At 41.7% G+C, this 19,072-nt stretch carries 18 protein-coding genes; 9 read left to right on the forward strand and 9 right to left on the reverse strand.

The window, feature by feature from the left end; all coding sequences use genetic code 11:
* Positions 1-6 precede the first annotated feature (6 nt).
* Positions 7-456, forward strand: a complete 450-nt coding sequence (gene rplI, locus PR761_RS10505) for a 50S ribosomal protein L9 (protein WP_006814550.1) — start codon at positions 7-9, stop codon at positions 454-456.
* A gap of 94 nt (positions 457-550) precedes the next feature.
* On the opposite strand, the gene PR761_RS10510 is transcribed toward rplI, so the two are convergent.
* Both PR761_RS10510 and PR761_RS10515 read right to left on the reverse strand, forming a co-directional pair.
* Positions 551-1,327 (reverse strand): CDP-diacylglycerol diphosphatase, encoded by a 777-nt coding sequence (locus PR761_RS10510; protein ID WP_154610760.1) that lies wholly within the window; start codon positions 1,325-1,327, stop codon positions 551-553.
* A gap of 156 nt (positions 1,328-1,483) precedes the next feature.
* Positions 1,484-2,095 carry a LysM-like peptidoglycan-binding domain-containing protein gene (locus tag PR761_RS10515; RefSeq protein WP_154610762.1) on the reverse strand — a complete coding sequence of 204 codons (612 nt, stop codon included), beginning with the start codon at positions 2,093-2,095 and terminating at the stop codon, positions 1,484-1,486.
* 206 nt (positions 2,096-2,301) lie between these two features.
* Between PR761_RS10515 and PR761_RS10520 the strand changes: the two genes are divergently transcribed.
* Together PR761_RS10520 and cysQ are read left to right on the forward strand one after the other, a co-directional pair.
* On the forward strand, positions 2,302-2,922 hold the full coding sequence (locus PR761_RS10520; protein WP_039854993.1) for a peptidylprolyl isomerase: 621 nt from the start codon (positions 2,302-2,304) through the stop codon (positions 2,920-2,922).
* A gap of 124 nt (positions 2,923-3,046) precedes the next feature.
* The gene (gene cysQ, locus PR761_RS10525) at positions 3,047-3,799 is read left to right on the forward strand and encodes a 3'(2'),5'-bisphosphate nucleotidase CysQ (protein WP_112837454.1); all 753 of its coding nucleotides are present in this window, start codon (positions 3,047-3,049) and stop codon (positions 3,797-3,799) included.
* Positions 3,800-3,828: 29 nt separating this feature from the next.
* Here the strand turns inward: cysQ and mqo are convergent, their stop codons facing one another.
* The 4 genes from mqo to PR761_RS10545 form a co-directional block, all read right to left on the reverse strand.
* Positions 3,829-5,322, reverse strand: coding sequence for a malate dehydrogenase (quinone) (gene mqo / locus PR761_RS10530; RefSeq protein WP_006814545.1), 1,494 nt, complete (start codon positions 5,320-5,322; stop codon positions 3,829-3,831).
* Between the two features lie 9 nt (positions 5,323-5,331).
* Complete coding sequence (locus PR761_RS10535) at positions 5,332-5,721, reverse strand: hypothetical protein (RefSeq protein ID WP_172459973.1); 390 nt, start codon at positions 5,719-5,721, stop codon at positions 5,332-5,334.
* Positions 5,722-6,189: 468 nt separating this feature from the next.
* Complete coding sequence (locus PR761_RS10540; protein ID WP_154610764.1) at positions 6,190-6,780, reverse strand: NUDIX domain-containing protein; 591 nt, start codon at positions 6,778-6,780, stop codon at positions 6,190-6,192.
* 137 nt (positions 6,781-6,917) lie between these two features.
* The gene (locus PR761_RS10545; protein ID WP_006814542.1) at positions 6,918-7,328 is read right to left on the reverse strand and encodes a YgiW/YdeI family stress tolerance OB fold protein; all 411 of its coding nucleotides are present in this window, start codon (positions 7,326-7,328) and stop codon (positions 6,918-6,920) included.
* 177 nt (positions 7,329-7,505) lie between these two features.
* Between PR761_RS10545 and qseB the strand changes: the two genes are divergently transcribed.
* The gene (gene qseB / locus PR761_RS10550; protein WP_006814541.1) at positions 7,506-8,165 is read left to right on the forward strand and encodes a quorum sensing response regulator transcription factor QseB; all 660 of its coding nucleotides are present in this window, start codon (positions 7,506-7,508) and stop codon (positions 8,163-8,165) included.
* Entirely contained in the window at positions 8,165-9,517 is a 1,353-nt protein-coding gene (gene qseC, locus PR761_RS10555) for a quorum sensing histidine kinase QseC (protein ID WP_154610765.1), read from the forward strand. The genes qseB and qseC overlap by 1 nt, the downstream gene beginning before the upstream one ends.
* Positions 9,518-9,710: 193 nt before the next feature.
* On the opposite strand, the gene PR761_RS10560 is transcribed toward qseC, so the two are convergent.
* Entirely contained in the window at positions 9,711-10,274 is a 564-nt protein-coding gene (locus tag PR761_RS10560; protein ID WP_154610766.1) for a YtfJ family protein, read from the reverse strand.
* A 290-nt stretch (positions 10,275-10,564) separates the two neighbouring features.
* On the opposite strand from PR761_RS10560, the gene PR761_RS10565 reads away from it, so the two are divergent.
* Positions 10,565-10,771, forward strand: a complete 207-nt coding sequence (locus PR761_RS10565) for a DUF1107 domain-containing protein (RefSeq protein ID WP_039854865.1) — start codon at positions 10,565-10,567, stop codon at positions 10,769-10,771.
* 90 nt (positions 10,772-10,861) lie between these two features.
* On the opposite strand, the gene PR761_RS10570 is transcribed toward PR761_RS10565, so the two are convergent.
* Both PR761_RS10570 and msrA read right to left on the reverse strand, forming a co-directional pair.
* Entirely contained in the window at positions 10,862-12,220 is a 1,359-nt protein-coding gene (locus tag PR761_RS10570) for a hemolysin family protein (protein WP_039854864.1), read from the reverse strand.
* A 199-nt stretch (positions 12,221-12,419) separates the two neighbouring features.
* Complete coding sequence (gene msrA, locus PR761_RS10575; RefSeq protein WP_006814535.1) at positions 12,420-13,052, reverse strand: peptide-methionine (S)-S-oxide reductase MsrA; 633 nt, start codon at positions 13,050-13,052, stop codon at positions 12,420-12,422.
* Positions 13,053-13,185: 133 nt separating this feature from the next.
* On the opposite strand from msrA, the gene tamA reads away from it, so the two are divergent.
* Genes tamA through PR761_RS10590 form a run of 3 tightly spaced genes read left to right on the forward strand, consistent with a single transcriptional unit; the run spans position 13,186 to position 19,055 of the window.
* A complete protein-coding gene (tamA, locus tag PR761_RS10580) occupies positions 13,186-14,928 on the forward strand; it encodes an autotransporter assembly complex protein TamA (RefSeq protein ID WP_039854862.1) in 1,743 nt (580 codons plus the stop codon).
* A complete protein-coding gene (gene tamB, locus PR761_RS10585) occupies positions 14,925-18,704 on the forward strand; it encodes an autotransporter assembly complex protein TamB (RefSeq protein WP_115164766.1) in 3,780 nt (1,259 codons plus the stop codon). The genes tamA and tamB overlap by 4 nt, the downstream gene beginning before the upstream one ends.
* A gap of 3 nt (positions 18,705-18,707) precedes the next feature.
* Positions 18,708-19,055: a gamma-glutamylcyclotransferase family protein gene (locus PR761_RS10590; protein WP_006814532.1), complete on the forward strand. Its 348-nt coding sequence runs from the start codon at positions 18,708-18,710 to the stop codon at positions 19,053-19,055.
* The last annotated feature ends 17 nt before the right edge of the window (positions 19,056-19,072 follow it).

A 19,072-nucleotide genomic window follows, 5' to 3' on the forward strand; every position in this document is an offset into this window, starting at 1 on the left:
AAGGTAATGCAAGTTATTCTGCTTGATAAAGTAGCTAACCTAGGTAGCCTGGGTGATCAGGTTAACGTTAAATCGGGCTACGCTCGTAACTTCTTAGTTCCACAGGGTAAAGCTGTTCCTGCAACTAAGAAAAACATCGAATTCTTTGAAGCTCGCCGCGCTGAATTGGAAGCTAAATTAGCTGACGTTCTGGCAGCAGCACAGGCTCGTGCAGCAGCTGTTACTGCTCTGGGTTCTGTTACTCTGGCTTCTAAAGCTGGTGACGAAGGTAAACTGTTCGGTTCAATCGGTACTCGTGACATCGCTGATGCAATTACTGCAGCTGGCGTTAAAGTTGCGAAAAGCGAAGTTCGCCTGCCAAATGGCGTTCTGCGTACTACTGGTGATCACGAAGTTCACTTCCAGTTACACAGTGATGTTTTCGCAGAGCTGAACGTTATCATCGTTGCTGAGTAATCAATAATGATGGTAGTTGCCACTGTTAATTCGGTGGCACAATAAAAAAACACCGACATGTTCGGTGTTTTTTTATATCTAACAATGTCCGAACTTAATGATTAGCCTGACATTGATAATCCAATAATTCCCCCGCACTGCCTAAATTGAATTGCCAGATATTGATCCGATTGGCGAGTAGAACCATGGAGCCATCCTGTAACTTGGCAACTGCGAGTCCATAATTTCCCATTTCATCGTCATGTTCTTTGACATACAAATTCAATTGCTTAAATGGATTTTCTTGTTGGAGATTTGATGTCCCCAATTTTTTAACCCAATATTCGTGCCCTTCCAACGGAGTAGGGAAAGCCGACCACTCTGAGGTAATAGCATTCGTATGCTGATTGAGCTGTTGAATTACCTGTGGCTTCAAACACGAAATATGGATATGCAGCTGATCTTGAGAACGACCATATTGAGAATTGATTGCGAGTGCTAATTTATCATCACTTATTGGGGATTGACCCGTTGGGCTGACACTTTCTCTTTCATTCCATGCCAGTGCGAAATAGTCTGGGCTAGTTTCAGTGAGTAACAGTGGTGATTCAATGCCAGAAACTTTATCTGTGGGGATCACTAAATTATGCACTGGACCTTGTTTATCTTTAAAAAGTACATAGCGATTTTCTAAGTCGACTTTGGTGCAGGATGGATTTTGTTGTTCAGTTCCTTTTAGTGGAACACACTGCTGGCTAACAATATTCCAAAGTGTATCTGAATGGTATTTTATCCAAGATATATAGCCAATTGCGCCGAGTATGATAAGTAATAGACCGATTAAAATCAGTTTTACTATTTTGTTTTTGCAGGTTTTTTTGTTGTTTTCCATAAGCTCTATGATTTCTCTTTATAGTGAATAACAGAATAATTATAGAGTTTTATTGTTTATTGCGAGGTATTAAATAGCGATTCGGACAAACTTTTGTCTGGAGATTAACGTTAAGGTGGTAGATGACCGCTCATAAACCACCTTAAATAGATAAAACTATGGGGTTCGATAGTAGGTTCCGTCACTTAATCGCGCAAAACTGTAGGTTTTACCGTTTTGTGTGGTGATTTCTAAGAGTTGTACTTCACCTTTTCCATTGGCTTTTAATCGAAGTTTTTGTCCTTGCTGCAAATTACTGAGTGGTTTTTCAGTACCTTCAACTCGCGCCATGATAAAAGCATCATTGGCTTGCAAATTATTATCACGAAATAGCTGTGCCAGCGTTTTACCTTTTTGTATCTGATAATTTTGCCATTCATTGGCTGATGGGCGAGCAGGTTTAGGTTCCGTTGGCTGTGCAGTTGGTGGTGGCGTCACTGAAGGTTGAACAACCGGCTGAGTTGGCTCTGCGGGTTGTTGAATAATATCTGGCACCACGGGCTGTGTTGGTGGCTGACCTTCAGGGATAGCTGGGATGGGTTGCTCCGGAGGCGTGATGATCGGCTCTGGAATGACTTGAGGTTCCATAGGCGGTGGAATAACAATTGGCTGGCTTTGCCCATTATTATTCGCAGGAGGTTTATCGCCTTCAGGCCAAAAGGCTGCGGCAATAATGATGAGCGCTAAAATAGCAATCCCATAGCGATGAAATGCGGATAGTCTAAACATTACTCCTCCTTGATGAGGAACGATTAAATGTACAGTCTTTGTACGCATACTAGCATTATTTATCACAATATTAATAAGCAGATAGCGATTTTCGGAGAACACTGAACAATTTAAGCGGTTTTATCTCAATGTTCTATGGTTTAGGTTTACCCATCTAAAAGGGGCTGCTATCCTTATTTTTTCTCAAAAATGATATGGGTATCCTCATGGCAAACCAAAACTTTGATTCAGTAGAAGCTCAAGCGAGCTATGGCATTGGTCTACAAATTGGGCAGCAGTTATTAGAATCAGGACTGGAAGGTTTAGTACCAGAAGCGATCTTAGCAGGTCTGACTGATTCTTTAGAAGGCAATATGCCATCTGTACCTGTTGAAGCGCTGCATAAAGCACTGCGTGAAATGCATGAGCGTGCAGACGTTGTACGCCAAGAAAACCAAAAAGTGATGGCTGCTGAAGGTCAAAAGTTCTTAGATGAAAACCAAAAGAAAGACGGTGTTTCTACCACTGAATCTGGTTTGCAATTCTCTGTAATTAACCAAGGTGAAGGCGCGATCCCAACTCGTTCTGATCGTGTTCGCGTTCATTATACTGGCCGCCTAATCGACGGTACTGTATTTGATAGCTCAGTACAGCGTGGACAACCCGCTGAGTTCCCTGTAAGCGGTGTGATCCCAGGTTGGATCGAAGCATTAACTCTGATGCCAGTTGGCTCTAAATGGGAATTATATATTCCTCATGAGCTAGCTTATGGTGAGCGCGGTGCAGGAGCATCAATTCCACCATTCAGCACCTTAGTTTTTGAAGTTGAGTTACTGGAAATTTTATAATTTCTCACTCGCTTGATCGCTGATTGACATGCCTCATTGGGAAAACGCCTAATGAGGCATTTTTTATGGCGTAAATATTCCGCCCTTGTTACTCTGGATTAACTTGATAAAAAAGGGAAATGAGATGCTACAGAAGGTATGTAAGTTAGCCCGAGAAGCGGGCGACGCAATTATGGCTATCTACAATGGGCACGCACCATTACAGGTTGAACATAAATCGGATGATTCCCCCGTCACTGCAGCAGACATTGCAGCCCATAAGATCATCACAGCAGGTTTAAATCTTATCTCCCCTGATATCCCTCAACTTTCAGAAGAAGACCCGCCAGAATGGACGACAAGACAAAATTGGCAGCGTTATTGGTTGATTGACCCACTGGATGGCACCAAAGAATTTATTAATCGTAATGGGGATTTTACGGTCAATATTGCGTTGATCGAAAATGGTGTTCCGGTGATGGGCGTGGTTTATGCTCCCGCCAAGGGGCTTCTGTATTACGCACAAGGGGATCAAGCGTGGAAAGAAGAGAATGGACATCATCATGCTATTCATGTGAAATCAGAAAATCCACCGGTGGTCGTGATCAGCCGTTCACACCAAGATCCTGAACTGATGGCGTATTTATCGCAGATTAAACAACATAAAACTGCAGAAATTGGCTCATCGCTAAAATTCTGTTTAGTGGCAGAAGGCGCGGCGCAGCTTTATCCTCGGTTTGGACCGACTAACATTTGGGATACGGCGGCTGGGCATGCGGTAGCATTAGGCGCAGGAGCTAAAGTCGTAGATTGGAACGGAAAAACGTTGGATTACACTCCCCGTGAATCCTTCTTGAATCCCGGTTTTGTGTGCTCATTATGTGAAAATGTCGGGTAAATAAGATTACCCGACAAACAAATAGCTGATTAATTATCCAGCTGTAACACTTTTGCTGTTGCGGTACGAATATCTAAACAGGCTTTTGCGTCTTGTTTTAAATCGATTCCATAGGTTGGAATGATCTCTTTCAAGCGGGCTTTCCAACCATCAGATTCGAGTTGATCATCGAAGCAGGTTTTCAAGATATTCAACGCGATAAAGGCAGCTGTTGATGCACCAGGAGATGCGCCCATCAAGACAGTAAAGGATTTATCTGCACTGGTGATTAGCTCAGTACCAAATTCCAGAACGCCTTTCTTCACTGGGTCAGGTTTGATGATCTGTACTCGTTGACCTGCGACCACTTCTTTCCAATCTTCACGCTGGGCATCTGGGTAGAATTTTTGCAGCATAGAGAATTGATGAGCAGAAGTTTGCAGCACTTGCCCAACTAAATATTCCGCCAGAGACCAGTCATCTTTAGCGATTTCTAACATCGGCTCAATATTGTTCAGTCTGATGGAGTCAAACAGATCCAGATAAGAACCGTGTTTTAGAAACTTACTGGAAAAACCGGCATATGGGCCAAATAATAAGGAACGTTTTCCGCCAATAATGCGGGTATCTAAGTGAGGGACAGACATGGGTGGAGAACCTTTATCTGCTTTGCCGTACACTTTTGCATGATGGCGTGCAGCAATTTGTTCATCATCGCAGCGCAACCAAATTCCACTGACTGGGAATCCACCGTAGCCTTTACCTTCAGGAATTTCGGATTTTTGCAGTAATTCAATCGCTCGACCACCAGCCCCGACAAACACAAATTTTGCGGATGTGATGGTTTTTTCGTGAGTCACGAGATTTTTAATTTCGATATTCCAACGCCCATCAGGAGTCTGCGTCACATCAATAACTTCATGTTTATAGTGAATTGAGAACCCACTTTGCTCACTGAGTTGCGCCATTAACAAGTGAGTTAATGCACCATAATCCACATCAGCACCTGTAACAACACGGGTTACTGCGATTTTTTCATCAGGATCACGACCTTCAACAACTAATGGTGCCCATTCATCAATCTGCTTCAGGTCATCACTGTATTCCATATTGTGGTAGCAGTGATGGGCTGACATTTGACGGAAACGTTGCTGCAAAAATTTAATATTATCGGCACCAGAAACAAAACTCATGTGCGGGCAAGGGTGGATAAAATCCCGTGGATTTTTAATTTTTCCCTTAGTGACTAAGTATGACCATAATTGGCGAGATAGGTCGAACTCGGTATTAACTTCCAGCGCTTTACTAATATCTACCGTGCCATCTGGGTTTGGTGGGGTATAGTTCATTTCGCAGTTGGCAGCATGCCCTGTTCCTGCGTTATTCCACGGATGAGAGCTTTCTTGTGCGCAATCGTTAAGTCTTTCAAATACAGCAATATTTAAATTAGGTTCAAGTTCTTTTAGAAAGGTACCGAGTGTTGCACTCATGATCCCTGCCCCAATTAGGGCAACATCAATATTTTCTGCAATGGGTTTAGTCATGGAAAATACCTATTTTTTAGTCGGAGTGAAGCACAAGTCTGTGCCTTCTTGATACACCACATATGCACGGCGCCATGGATCATCACCAATCAATCGCCATTTATGTCCTGTGCCCGTGTTATCTTGTGCAAGTAAAATGTCGCCTGGATTAATAATAAATTTAGAACCGTCTTTGGTTTCAAATTCTAAAGTGCCGCTGAGGGTGATGACATAGCGAGGAACGGGATCTTTATGCCAATCCCAAGAACCACCCGAAACTGTTTCACGAAAGGTAAGTTCTTTAACACCAATGATAGGGCTTTGATCATCACCGCGAGCAACGCTATTGAGCTCGACGGTACCTTCTTCAAACAGAGAATTACCGTCTTCACCTGTCCACATACGAATACAACGTATCATCTTATTAACTCCTCAATTAAGAATAATATGGCTTAATCATTAAGATAATTTTCAATGCTTCGATTTCTGAAATACATAATTGAAATTATTAAAATCAGAGATAGAAAGATGCCTTTAAATCTAAAGTTTTTTATTCGGTAGGTCAAAATTATTATTTAAATTCGTCGCCAACAATTATTTATAAATAATTTATTTTGATAAATTACTCTTTACCGATGGCTTTATTTTGATGATGGATTACGCTTCATTCGCGTTGTAAATCAGTATATTGATAGATAGTACTTTATTTTTAGTTTAATCTTTATTTCATACTTTTGTTTATCTAGTTATGATGCTCGTTAATTGATAATGTAATAAATTGTAATTTGATAAAAATAAATTTTATAGGATATGAATAACAGTCCGAAAATTTCTTTTTATGATGATTTAATGTGGGCGAAATAAGATAATTTCACCCACTAAATGCAATTAGGGATTTATGTTTAAAATTCCACTAATAGCGAGATGTTGGATGAGCATAATGGTTTTTCCATCCACAATATCTCCGCTTTTTATGGCGTTGAAAGCATCAGGAAACGACCATTCCATGACTTCGATATCTTCACCTTCATCAGCGAGTCCACCACCTTCACTGTGACGGTCTTTATCATTGTATTCGGCGATATAAAAATGGAGTTTTTCAGTCACCGAACCGGGGCTCATAAACGCTTCGAATACCTTTTCAATATTATTAATTTGGTATCCAGTTTCCTCTTCGGCTTCAGCAATAATTCTGGCTTCGGGTGATGCTCCTTCCAATAAACCTGCAGCGGCTTCAACCAACAATTGTTGGTACCCAGCGACATACATTGGCATTCTAAATTGGCGAATAAGAATAATGCTATTTTTCACTTTGTTATATAACAAGATAACGGCACCATCGCCTCGGTCATAAACCTCACGAGATTGTTGCTGCCAGCTACCATCATGCCTTTGTATCTCATAAGTATATTTTTTGAGAATGTACCAATTATCGGAAAGTAATTTCTCACTGATATTTCGAACTTGGGGCTGTTTCATGAATAAGTGTTATAGAAAGAGGAAAGGTGGAGTTAATTTAACACTATAAATGGAAAGGGAAAATAGTCAGAAAATGCGCAAAAAATAATAAAAGCCAGCAGGCTTTGAATTCTGCTGGCTTTTTGAGGTGACGATGATTATTTAATAATATTGATTTGTTTTACTTCAACTTTTTTAGAGTTCCAGTCTTTATCAATTTCACCACGAATTTCGACTTTATCTTTTGGCGTTACGTTCAAACCATTCCAACGTTTGTCACTGATTTCAATGGTCATAGTGCCAGTGCCATCTGTAAATTCATAATGCTTACGGTCTAATTGCTTAACAATATTACCGCGTAAGATTACCCAGCTGTCATCAGCCATATCAAGAGCTTTTGCGACGGTTGTTTCACTGACATTTGGACCTGAAAAACCACCCGCTTGAGTTTGTGTGGTTTGCGCTGTGTTATTTTTAATGTCACTTGGGCCTGAGAAACCACCAGTAGCAGCAAAAACAGGGGCGGTAGCGAGGGCAGCAACTAAAGTAATCAAAGGTAGCTTTTTCATATTTTATTTCTCCGTTAGGAACCTGATATTTGGTTTACGGGATGTATTTAACCAAGAAAATCTTAACAGAATCTTAAGAACTCAAATAAAAAATATATATTTTGTATTTACACGATCGTAGCTGGTCATGGCTCATTTTATAGGATAAATATAACAATATTCGAGGTGGAGGTAACAATGCGTATTCTTTTAGTGGAAGATGATCGATTAATTGGCGATGGATTAAAGGTGGGATTAACTCAACTTGGTTTCACGATGGATTGGTTTATGGATGGCAAGCAAGGGCAGCAAGCCTTATTTGATGCGCCTTATGATGCCGTTATTCTCGACCTTTCTCTCCCGAATATCGATGGAATGGATATTTTAAAATATTGGCGTAAAGAAGGTCGTGATGAGCCAGTATTGATTTTAACTGCTCGAGATGCACTGGATCAGCGAGTTCAAGGATTACAGCAAGGTGCGGATGATTATTTGTGTAAACCCTTTGCCTTAATGGAAGTTGCTGCTCGTTTGCAGGCGCTCATTCGTCGGCGCAGTGGGCAATTATCTCCAACCTTAATTCATGGGGATGTAGAAATGGATCCACAGGCAATGACAGTGACTTGTCAAGGAAAGCCGGTACAACTCAAAGGGAAAGAGCTAGCTTTATTGTCACTGTTTTTACACAACCCTAAAAAGGTTTTATCCCGTAGTTTAATTGAAGAAAAGCTTTATAACTGGGATGAGGAAGTATCGAGTAACTCGGTTGAAGTTCATATCCATCATCTTAGACGTAAATTGGGCGCTAAATTTATTCAAACTGTTCATGGTGTTGGCTATAGGCTAGGGGATGCGTGATGAAAACATTTAGCTTGAGATTAAAACTCACGTTGATGTTGCTTCTTTTATCGTTAATGACATGGGGAATTGCCAGTTCCCTTGCGTGGTATCAAACCTATAAAACAATTAATGAATTGTTTGATACTCAGCAAATGGTGTTTGCAAAGCGTTTATCAGTTTTGCATTCAGATTTGGACTCCCCAGAAACTTCATTGAGTAAAACTAAAAAATTATTACGCAAAAATCGCGGTAGCCAAGATGATGATGCATTGGCGTTTGCGATTTTTAATCCTAGTGGAGAAATGCTGCTCAATGATGGGGACAATGGGCGAAAAATTGCTTTCCAATTTGAGCGAGAAGGTTTTGCTGAAGGTAATCTCAAAGGAAGTAATGACTGTTGGCGCTTTGTCTGGTTAAAGTCCGTTGATGGACAACATATTATTGCAGTGGGACAAGAGTGGGAATATCGACAAGATATGGCAACCAGCATTATGGTGGCGCAGTTTGTGCCTTGGATGATTGCTTTACCGATTATGTTGATTGTTTTTTTATGGCTATTAACCCGCGCATTGAAACCATTAAAAGATGTTGCCCGACAATTACGCTTGCGTAAGCCAAATGAATTAAGTGCGGTGATGGTACCCGCTATACCCAATGAAGCAAAACCGATCCTTGACTCCTTAAATGGTTTATTCGAAAAAATAAACCAGATGTTTTTACGTGAGAGGCAATTTACATCCGATGCAGCACATGAATTACGTAGCCCTTTAGCGGCATTGAAAGTTCAAGCTGAAGTGGTACAAATCGCGGGTAATGATCCTGCCATTCGAGAGCATGCTGTGGCGAATCTTTCAGAAGGGATTGATCGTGCAACACGGCTGGTAGATCAATTACTCACACTGTCACGCTTAGAATCGTCCAATCAGTTAGAGGATCTCAGTGATGTTTCTTGGGGAGAGCTAATTGAAATTGCTGTGAGGGATATCGCTTCAGAGGCGCAAGCCAATCAGGTCACCATTGATATTACAATTACTGATGAGCCCCCCGTATTTAAAGGGCAGCAATTACTGTTATGCGTGCTTTTGAGGAATTTACTCCATAATGCGATTCGATATGGTAAACAACCTGGTCGAATCGAAGTCAACTTGCATCGTGACTATTTAGAAGTGAAGGATGATGGTTTTGGCGTGACTCCCGAGGTGTTAAGTCGTTTAGGGGAGCGCTTCTATCGCCCTCCAGGGCAAGAAAAAACAGGCAGCGGTTTAGGGTTATCGATCGCGAAACGAATTGCTCAATTGCATCATTTATCGTTGGCTTTTGAAAATGTTCAAGAGGGTGGCTTTAGGGTGTTAATTAGTTGGAGTGCATAAAAAAACCTGATTTATGCAAAATCTTGATTAAGGCGCTGGCAGCATAATTAGCTGAAATGTAATCGTAATAGGATATTATTTCTCTAAAGCATTCTCGATACTTACCGGTATATCTTAAGAAGCTTCTGTGCACCGACTCATTTTGTGCACAGAAGCATTTCAATATTAACGGAATGACTTCCCTCAAGCTTACCTATTGTTTTTCTAATTCAGCTACTAATACACTAATCGCTTTATTAATTTCTTGAGGTGTTAGAGCACCATCCTTATAAAACAGCACATTACCCTGTTTATTTAAAATAATAATTGCTGAGCTTTCTGGCGCTAAACCCCATGCATTTTTTACTAAGCCATCGGCATCGACAATAAACTGTGAGTATGGGAACTCTTTTTTACTGTCTTCAACGCTATTTTTGACAAATACACCGGTACCGAAAATGGCGTCTTCTGTGTTGATGATGCTGGTGGTTTGATATCTATCGTGGGGAAGTTTTGCTTGCTTAATGGCTTCAATGAGCGGGGCATTCAGCTCCTTAGCGGAAGAACGACCTGCAATATGTTGAATAGTACGAACTTTGCCTATCAACTGTTGGCTACGCCACGGTTGGTAGGCAAATTTTCCTGCATTATTGATAACTAATTCCCCTTTATCTGAGACAGAAACGGCGGGGACGGATTGATTTAATTGAATATTAATTGCAAGTGCGGTTGAAGATAACCCAAGTAAACAGGCTAATAGAATAAATTTTCTTATCATAGGGATGCCTTTAGAGGTCGTTTTGTCATTATTGGTGTATGAGTGTTTTTTGCACGGATAGTTATAGCATAGCTCATCGGATGAGTTGCAAGCTAAAAATTAACATTTCTGTAAAATTCAGCATAAATATAATGTCTATTAATGATTATGCAGCGAGTTTACAGTGTCATCTTATGTCAGTCTTTTGAATAAATTTGCAATGTTAGAACCAAAACGAAATTTTCTAGTCTATGATTACTGAGCGATATGTCGCACTCAATATCGTCGGAACAAAATGGAGAGAAGTTCTAATGAAAATTTTTAAGCATTACAACCCATCGAAAATTGCTCTTTATGTGAAAACACTATTCAGCGGTAGGCTCTATATTAAGGATTTTGGCGCTTTCGAATTTAATAATGGGAAGATTTTGCCACCGAAAATCGGTGATAAGACTCACTATAGCGTAATGAATGAAGTCAATAAGCAAGTGGTATTATTGAGGACTGAGTTGGGATAAAAGGCAATTAGCGTGTTTTAGATATCGCTAATTACCTTAAAGAATAACAACGCCACACAAGGTGGCGTGTTCATAGAAACGGCTTCGCGATTAATGAGAGTTTTTAGTCTGTGATTTAGCGTCCGCCGTTTCATTACTTCCGGCTTGAACAACAACTGGCGATGGCGTTGCGGTAATTCGAGTGACTAACAGCTGGTCAATTTTGTAGTTATCAATATCGACCACTTCAAATTTATAACCTGCATATTTCACATAATCGGTGCGTTTTGGCATCTTTCGCAAGCGATACATCATAAAGCCAGCAATGGTTTCATAGTTACTAAAATCAGGAAACTCATCGATATCCAAAGTCCGTTGAACATCTTCAATAGGGGTTCCTCCATCAACCAGCCAAGAGTTTTCATCACGGGCAACAATTTGCTCTTCTTGCCCTGGGCCAATCAAGTCACCCATTAACGTTATCATGACGTCATTAATGGTAATAATCCCCATAACGAGCGCATATTCATTAAGAACTACGGCGAAATCTACCCCATTATTTTTAAAGGCTTCTAAGGTATCCGATAACGAAAGTGTATCTGGAACCATTAAGGTATTCTGAATATGTACACCTTCACGCAAGCTTAGGCTTTGCCCATTCAGTACGCGATTCAGGAGCTCTTTAGAATCGACATAGCCGATAATGTGGTCAATATCACCTGAGCAGACTAAGAATTTAGAATGTGGTTGGGTTGAAATTTTATGCTTAATGCTCTCTTCAGACTCGTCCCTATCAAAATAGATGATACTTTCACGTGCCGTCATTGCTGAGGGGACTGTACGTGATTCGAGTTCAAAGACATTTTCAATTAATTCGTGTTCTTGTTTACGTAAAACACCCGCGACAGCACCGGCTTCAACGACCGCAAAAATATCGTCAGACGTAATGTCTTCATTACGTGCGATAGGCAGCTTAAATATTTTAAAAATTAAGGTGGATAAGCCATTAAAGAACCAAACTAACGGGCTGAGGACGGCTAAGCAAAAACGCATTGGGTTCACAATACGAATGGCGATAGCTTCTGGCTTAACCATGCCAATACGTTTGGGTGTGAGGTCTGCGACTAAGATAAATAAGCTGGTCACAATGATAAATGACAAAATAGAGGCAAACTGCTGAGCCCAATAAGGGGATAAAAACTGGATGAAAAATTGTTGCAGTGCAGGAGAAAAAGCAGACTCACCCACAATACCCGCTAAAATAGCAACTGCGTTTAAGCCAATTTGTACCACAGTAAAGAACCTGCCCGGCATTTCTTGTAATTTTAGAACGCGAGCGGCGTTAATATTGCCTTCGTCGGCCATCAGTTTCAGTTTGATGCGACGAGATGCTGCCAATGAAATTTCTGACAACGAAAAAAATGCGCTAATTGCACATAATAAAAGTACGATTAATAAACTGTTTAGCATAAATTATCCAATCCTCTAGGGGGCGAATGTTGTATTCAGAATTTCCTAAAGGCAACGTAATGAATATTCCAATTTGATAAGTTTTGGTAGGTATCTTGTTTAGTATAGCACCAGCTTTGTTCATTCGTCACCATTCGAGCTATCGGTGCTTAGGGATAGCTCGAATTTATGAGAGATTGTATTTAGGGCGAAAACAGTGTCAAGCTGGGGGTAGACAAATACCAATACCACCTAACCCACAGTAACCATTGGGGTTTTTGTAGAGGTATTGTTGGTGATAGTCTTCAGCAAAATAAAACGTCTCGATAGGCTGAATTTCAGTAGTAATCAAACGATGATCGCCCTGTGCTGCCATCGCACGTTGATAAGCATCGCGAGTTTCAACAGCAAGTTGGAACTGTTCGTCAGTCGTTGTGTAAATCCCCGAACGGTATTGTGTTCCCATATCGTTACCTTGACGCATGCCTTGGGCGGGGTCATGATTTTCCCAAAATAGCGCCAATAACTGGGATAAACTGATAACCGCCGGGTCGAATACCACTCGAACGGCTTCAGTATGGCCCGTTAACCCCGAACACACTTCTTCATACGTTGGGTTTGGCGTACTTCCAGCGCAATAGCCTGCTGAAGTGGAATATACCCCTGATTGCTGCCAGAATAGTCGCTCCACTCCCCAGAAACAGCCCATCGCAAAATAGAGGATTTCCATATTCTTAGGAGTAATCTCAATCGAATGATGGTTCACTGCATGGTAAGGTGACACCGCCATAGTCGATTGTCGACCGGGTAGGGTCTGTGGCGTATTAACGGACTGAAATTGATTAAAAGACATAGCGATTCCTAAATACAGTGAATATAGAAATAAAGTAAAAATTGGGATAAAAACTTGTATCAGTGATTCATTTTACTCAAAATAAGCCGTTATTCAGTAATAAGTCAAATTATCTATCACCCTAGGAGCAGGCGTGTCGAAATATCTAACCCTTTGTATGTTGTGCCTAACAGCGGCGGTACCTGCGGCATTTGCTGCAAATCTACGCCTTAATATTGAAGGGCTTGAAGGGCAGCTCAATCAGAACGTCCGTATTCAACTTTCTAATATTTCACAAGATGAAGTGGTTGCAAATGGGCGTTTTCGTGCTCGAGTAGAAAAAGCGATTCGCGAAGGATTAAAACCGCTGGGTTATTATGACCCGACGGTTGAATTTAGTTATGAAGAAAAGAAACCGCCTGCCCGCTCCATTTTGACTGCAAAAGTCATTCCCGGTGAGCCTATTCTTGTGCAGGGTGTCAACGTAGAGTTACAGGGCGGAGCCAAAACTGACCCTGACTACGCCAAAATGATCAAGAACAATACCCCTAAATATGGCACGGTCCAAAATGATGGTGAATACGAGGATTTTAAAGGTAAGTTCAGTAGCTTAGCTATTCGTAAAGGCTATTTTGATGCCGTGATGGAAAAAAGCCAATTAGGTATTTCCGTTGACCATCACGCCGCTTATTGGGATTTTGATTTTGATAGTGGGGAGCGTTACCGTTTTGGCAAACTGACTTTTGAGGGATCACAGATTCGTGAGGATTACCTTGAAAACATGTCGCCATTTAAAGAAGGCGAATACTACACTTCCGAACAGCTAGCTGAATATAACCAAAGATTAGCATCAACTGGCTGGTTTAACTCTTCGCTAGTCACACCCGATATTCGCAAAGCGCGTGCAGAGCATACTGATTTATTGCCAATGGTTGGGGTCATGAGCCCAAGAGCGCAAAACTTTATTGAGCTGGGTGGTGGTTATGCTACCGATGTGGGACCTAGACTGAAGACGACGTGGAATAAGCCGTGGATTAACTCTCGGGGGCAGAGTTTAACCTCTAGTATCAGCCTATCCCAGCCAGAACAATTAATCGATGCCAGCTATAAAATCCCACTGAAAGCTAATCCACTTGAACAATATTATGCGATTCAAGGGGGCTTTAAACGCACAGACTTAAACGATACTCAGTCGAATACCACGACATTGAACGTTTCTCGTAACTGGGATTACTCCAAGGGATGGCAATACGGCGTGAATATGCGCTGGATGCTGAGTAACTTTACTCAAGCCGACGTGACGAATACCACGATGCTGCTATATCCGGGGGCTAACGTGAGTCGGATCCGCCAAAAGGGCGGGGTTATGCCAACATGGGGTGATAGCCAGCGTTATTCGATTGATTACTCCAATAAGATTTGGGGCTCGAACGTTGATTTCATGGTATTGCAAGCCAAAAACGTGTGGATCCGTACCCCATGGGAAGGGCATCGCTTCGTTGTACGTGGCAATATAGGTTGGATAGAAACCAATAATTTTGACAAAATTCCTCCAGACTTACGTTTCTTCGCGGGTGGGGATGGCAGTGTTCGTGGATATGGTTATCAGAAAATTTCTCCTGAAGATAATAAAGGTCAGTTAACTGGGGCATCCAAGCTCGCAGTAGGATCCGTGGAATACCAATATAACTTCACCGGTAACTGGTGGGGAGCGACGTTTATTGATAGTGGTGAAGCGGTTGATGACTTTAAAAATAGCGATTTTAAAACCGGTGCTGGTGTAGGGATCCGTTGGGTCTCTCCTGTTGGACCGATTAAGTTTGATTTAGCCAAGCCAATTGGTGATCCAGATAATAATAAAATTCAGTTTTACATCGGATTGGGGACAGAACTATGAAGTGGATGAAATGGTTAAAATGGATAGCAATAACCATTTTATTGCTATTAGTTCTGGTTGTTGGTGCGTTGTATTGGGTACTGGGTACCAAATCAGGTCTACATTTTGCCTTAAATACAGCAACTCGCTTAGTTCCTGAATTAACCATCGAGTCCATTGATGGGGGGATTGAGGATTTAACCCTGTCTGGCGTGAAATACCAAATGCCGGGTATCGATGTAGATGCGAAGAAAATTCATTTAGCATGGCGTTTAAAATGCCTGACCAGCCGTGAAGTATGTATTGATGATCTTTCGACAGATACGGTGACAGTCAATGTAGATACTAGCCAGTTTCCACCATCGGAAGAGGCTCCGCCGTCTGAGCCATTAACGGAACTGAACGCGCCTCTTACCATTCGCCTAAACCAATTAGCGTTAGTGAATACTCACGTCAATGTAGATGGTACTGTCATCGACCTCGATAAGTTTGCCACCGGGATCACTTGGCAGCAGAAAGCCATCAATATTATTCCAACCGACATTATCAATTTGGCGATAAGCTTACCGGTTAGCGAAGAACCTACAGTGGAAACACCTGTACAGCCTGTGGTACCTCAAGCGCCGATTGAAGAACAAAAACCACTGGGTGAAGAACTCAAAGCGCTGTTTTCAAAACCCTTATTAGCCGAACTTCCCGAGATTATTCTTCCTGTCGATTTGAATGTCGAAGGAATTCATGCGTCTAATTTCCAATTAAAAGGTGCAACTGATCTCACTATTAATAGCCTGAATTTGAAATTAGAGAATAGTGGTCAAAGCGTATTATTAAAACAACTTAATGTCGATGCGCCTCAAGGAAAAGTCGCTATTTCAGGATCGATTTCCCTCGCAGAAAAATGGCCTGTTGCATTATCCGTTATTGGTGAAAGTCGGTTAGAAGATCTTAGTGGGCAAAAACTCGATTTATCGCTGAAAGGTGGCTTACTTGAAGAGCTTAAGCTGGCTTTAAACCTTAATGGCCCCGTGAACGCTAAATTAGATGCTCAAACGGATCTTTCTCAGGCTGACTTTCCTATTGAACTGACTCTTGAAAGCCAAAAATTAACGTGGCCATTGGTGGGGGAAAGCCAATATAAACTCGATGGAACACGTTTACGACTGAATGGTCGACCATCCAGTTATGATCTTTCATTACGTTCGGCTATTACAGGGCAAGACCTTCCACCCTCAAAATTATTACTAGATGCCAAAGGAAATGAAGAACATATCAATCTGACTCGCTTACGTTTATCGGCCCTACAGGGTAATGCCGATATTTCTGGTATTGCGGATTGGAGTAAAGCGATCAGCTGGAATATGGTTCTGACTTTGTCAGGCATTAATACAGCGAAACAGTATCCGGAATGGCCAGCCAAGGTCGATGGTAAAATTGCAACCCGAGGTAGTTTGTACGGGGGAAGCTGGCAGCTAGAAATTCCTGAAATTACCTTAAACGGTAATGTTAAACAGCACATATTGAAGGCTCGTGGGCAAGCTAAAGGTAACGCTGCGGGTCAATGGGACATTCCAAGCTTTAACTTAGCACTGGGTAAAAATACCGTTGATTTAAAAGGCTCCTTAGCTGAAAAATGGAATTTGGATGCAAAAATTAATGCGCCAGCACTGAATGGTTTAGTGCCTGGATTGGGCGGCGTGATTATTGGGGATTTAAAACTACGTGGGGATTTGAAAGCCCCTCAAGCGCTTGCCGATATCACGGCTCGCGGTGTGAGATGGCAAGATTTGACGGTAGAAAATGCAACTATCAAAGGAAACGTTGCGACAGGTGACCAAATTAAAGGTGATTTGTCGGTGGTGGTTCGCCAATTACGTCAAGCCGATTTAGTGATAAGCAACCTAACCCTCGATGCAAAAGGCAGTGAAAAACAACATACCCTCAAGCTGAATGTCACAGGGCAGCCCGTTTCTGGTCAGCTAGCGCTAGCAGGGAGTTTTGATCGTCAAACTGAGATTTGGAAAGGTAACTTAAATAATACGTTATTTGATACCGAAGTGGGTGAATGGCGACTGAATCAAGCCATGTCCCTCAATTACAATAATCATACACAAGAAGTTGTGATTGGCTCCCATTGCTGGGTTAACCCGAATGCTCGGGTGTGTGTACCAAAACCGGTTAAAGCGGGTAAAAGCGGTAGTGCCGATATTGTGTTAGAGCGTTTTGACCTTGCGATGATTAAACCGTTTATGCCGAGTGATACTCGCGTTCATGGCGTTTTCACGGGTAAAGCGAATGCGGTTTGGAAAGCAGATGGTAGCCTGCCGCAAGTGAAAGTTGACCTAAACGGCAATGGCGTTAAAGTCGTGCAGTTTGTGGATGGAGCCCGCTTACCTATTGCTTTTGACACTCTAACGCTGAGTGCCGCATTAAAAAATGGCAAGGCAGATCTGCAATGGTTGTTGGGAATTGAAAAGAATGGACAATTCAAAGGTCATGTTCAGGTCACGGATATCGAAAAACGACGTATATTAGGCGGTAATATTGAAATTAATAATATTACTCTGGGCTTACTTAAGCCGTTGTTAGGGGAAAAAGAAGTCGCTAATGGCAACTTGAATGCAAATTTACGACTAGGTGGTTCAGCTCATAATCCATTGATGAACGGCAATGTCTCCTTATCCGGTTTAGAACTTAAATCTGCGATGATCCCGTTCGATATTCAAAATAGCCAGTTAGGTATTGATTTTAACGGAACCAGTTCGGTGATGACTGGGCAAATCAAGACGCCAGACGGCTTCCTGAATATTGATGGAAATGCAGATTGGCGCAATATCGATGCATGGCGTGCGACAGTGATGGCGAAGGGCACTAACTTGCGCGTCGCAATGCCACCGATGATTCAAATTGATGTTCAACCTGATTTGGTGTTAGAAGCCTCTCCGAATTTATTGACTCTCAATGGTAGCGTGACAATTCCATGGGCTCGAATTACGGTACAAGAATTACCAGAGTCTGCGGTCAGTGCATCGTCAGATGTGGTGATGCTGGATAAAGATTTAAAACCTATTAATCCGAAAGAGGCGTCAATTCCTATACAAACCAATTTAAATATCAAGATTGGTGATGATGTTCGCTTGGATGCTTTTGGGTTAAAAGCGCGTTTGACCGGTTTGCTGAAAGTTATTCAAGACAAGCAAGGGTTGAGTCTTAACGGGCAAGTGGATATTCCATCAGGACGTTTCCGCGCTTACGGGCAAGACTTGATCGTTCGTAAAGGTCAAATTCTGTTCTCCGGGCCTGCGGACCAGCCATTCTTAAATTTAGAAGCGATTCGTAATCCAGAAAATACGGCAGATGATGTAATTGCTGGTGTAAAAGTGACGGGATTAGCCGATAAACCTAAGGTGGAGATTTTCTCCGAGCCATCAAAAACCCAGCAAGAAGCTCTTTCCTATTTGTTAAGAGGGGAAGGATTGGATAGTGGTGACGCTAATGGTTCACAAATGACCTCTATGTTGATTGGCTTAGGGGTTGCCCAAAGTGGTCAGTTGGTCGGTAAGATTGGCGAAACATTTGGTGTGTCTGAGCTGGCGGTAGATACCCAAGGTGTTGGAGATAGTTCCCAAGTGGTTGTTAGTGGGAAAATTACGAACGACTTGCAAGTTAAGTATGGAGTTGGCATATTTGATTCACTAGCGACGCTCACTTTACGTTATAGGGTAATGCCAAAATTGTATTTGGAAGCAATTTCTGGCGTTAATCAGGCTTTAGATCTCCTTTACCAATTTGAGTTTTAATATATGCGTGTAATCGTTTATGGCAGTTTAAGGCAAAAGCAAGGCAATCATCACTGGATGACTTATGCTCAGCTGCTAGGTGAGCATAAGCTAGAAGGTTATGAGTTGTATGATCTCGGATATTATCCTGCGGTTGTTAAAGGCGGAGGGGCAATCGAGTGTGAAGTTTATCGAATCAACCCTTCAATCTTAACGGAGTTAGATGAACTAAAGAAAAACTCACAGGATTATGAACGTGAGTTAGTTCCTACACCTTATGGTAATGCGTGGATTTATCTCTACAAACACTCAGTGGAAGGTTTACGCCACATTAAAAGTGGCGATTGGCTTAAACGACATGAAGAAAATTAATTAAGTCATTAGCAATG

Source organism: Providencia sp. PROV210 (assembly GCF_028479445.1).
In the GTDB taxonomy this organism is placed as follows: Bacteria; Pseudomonadota; Gammaproteobacteria; order Enterobacterales; family Enterobacteriaceae; genus Providencia; species Providencia rustigianii.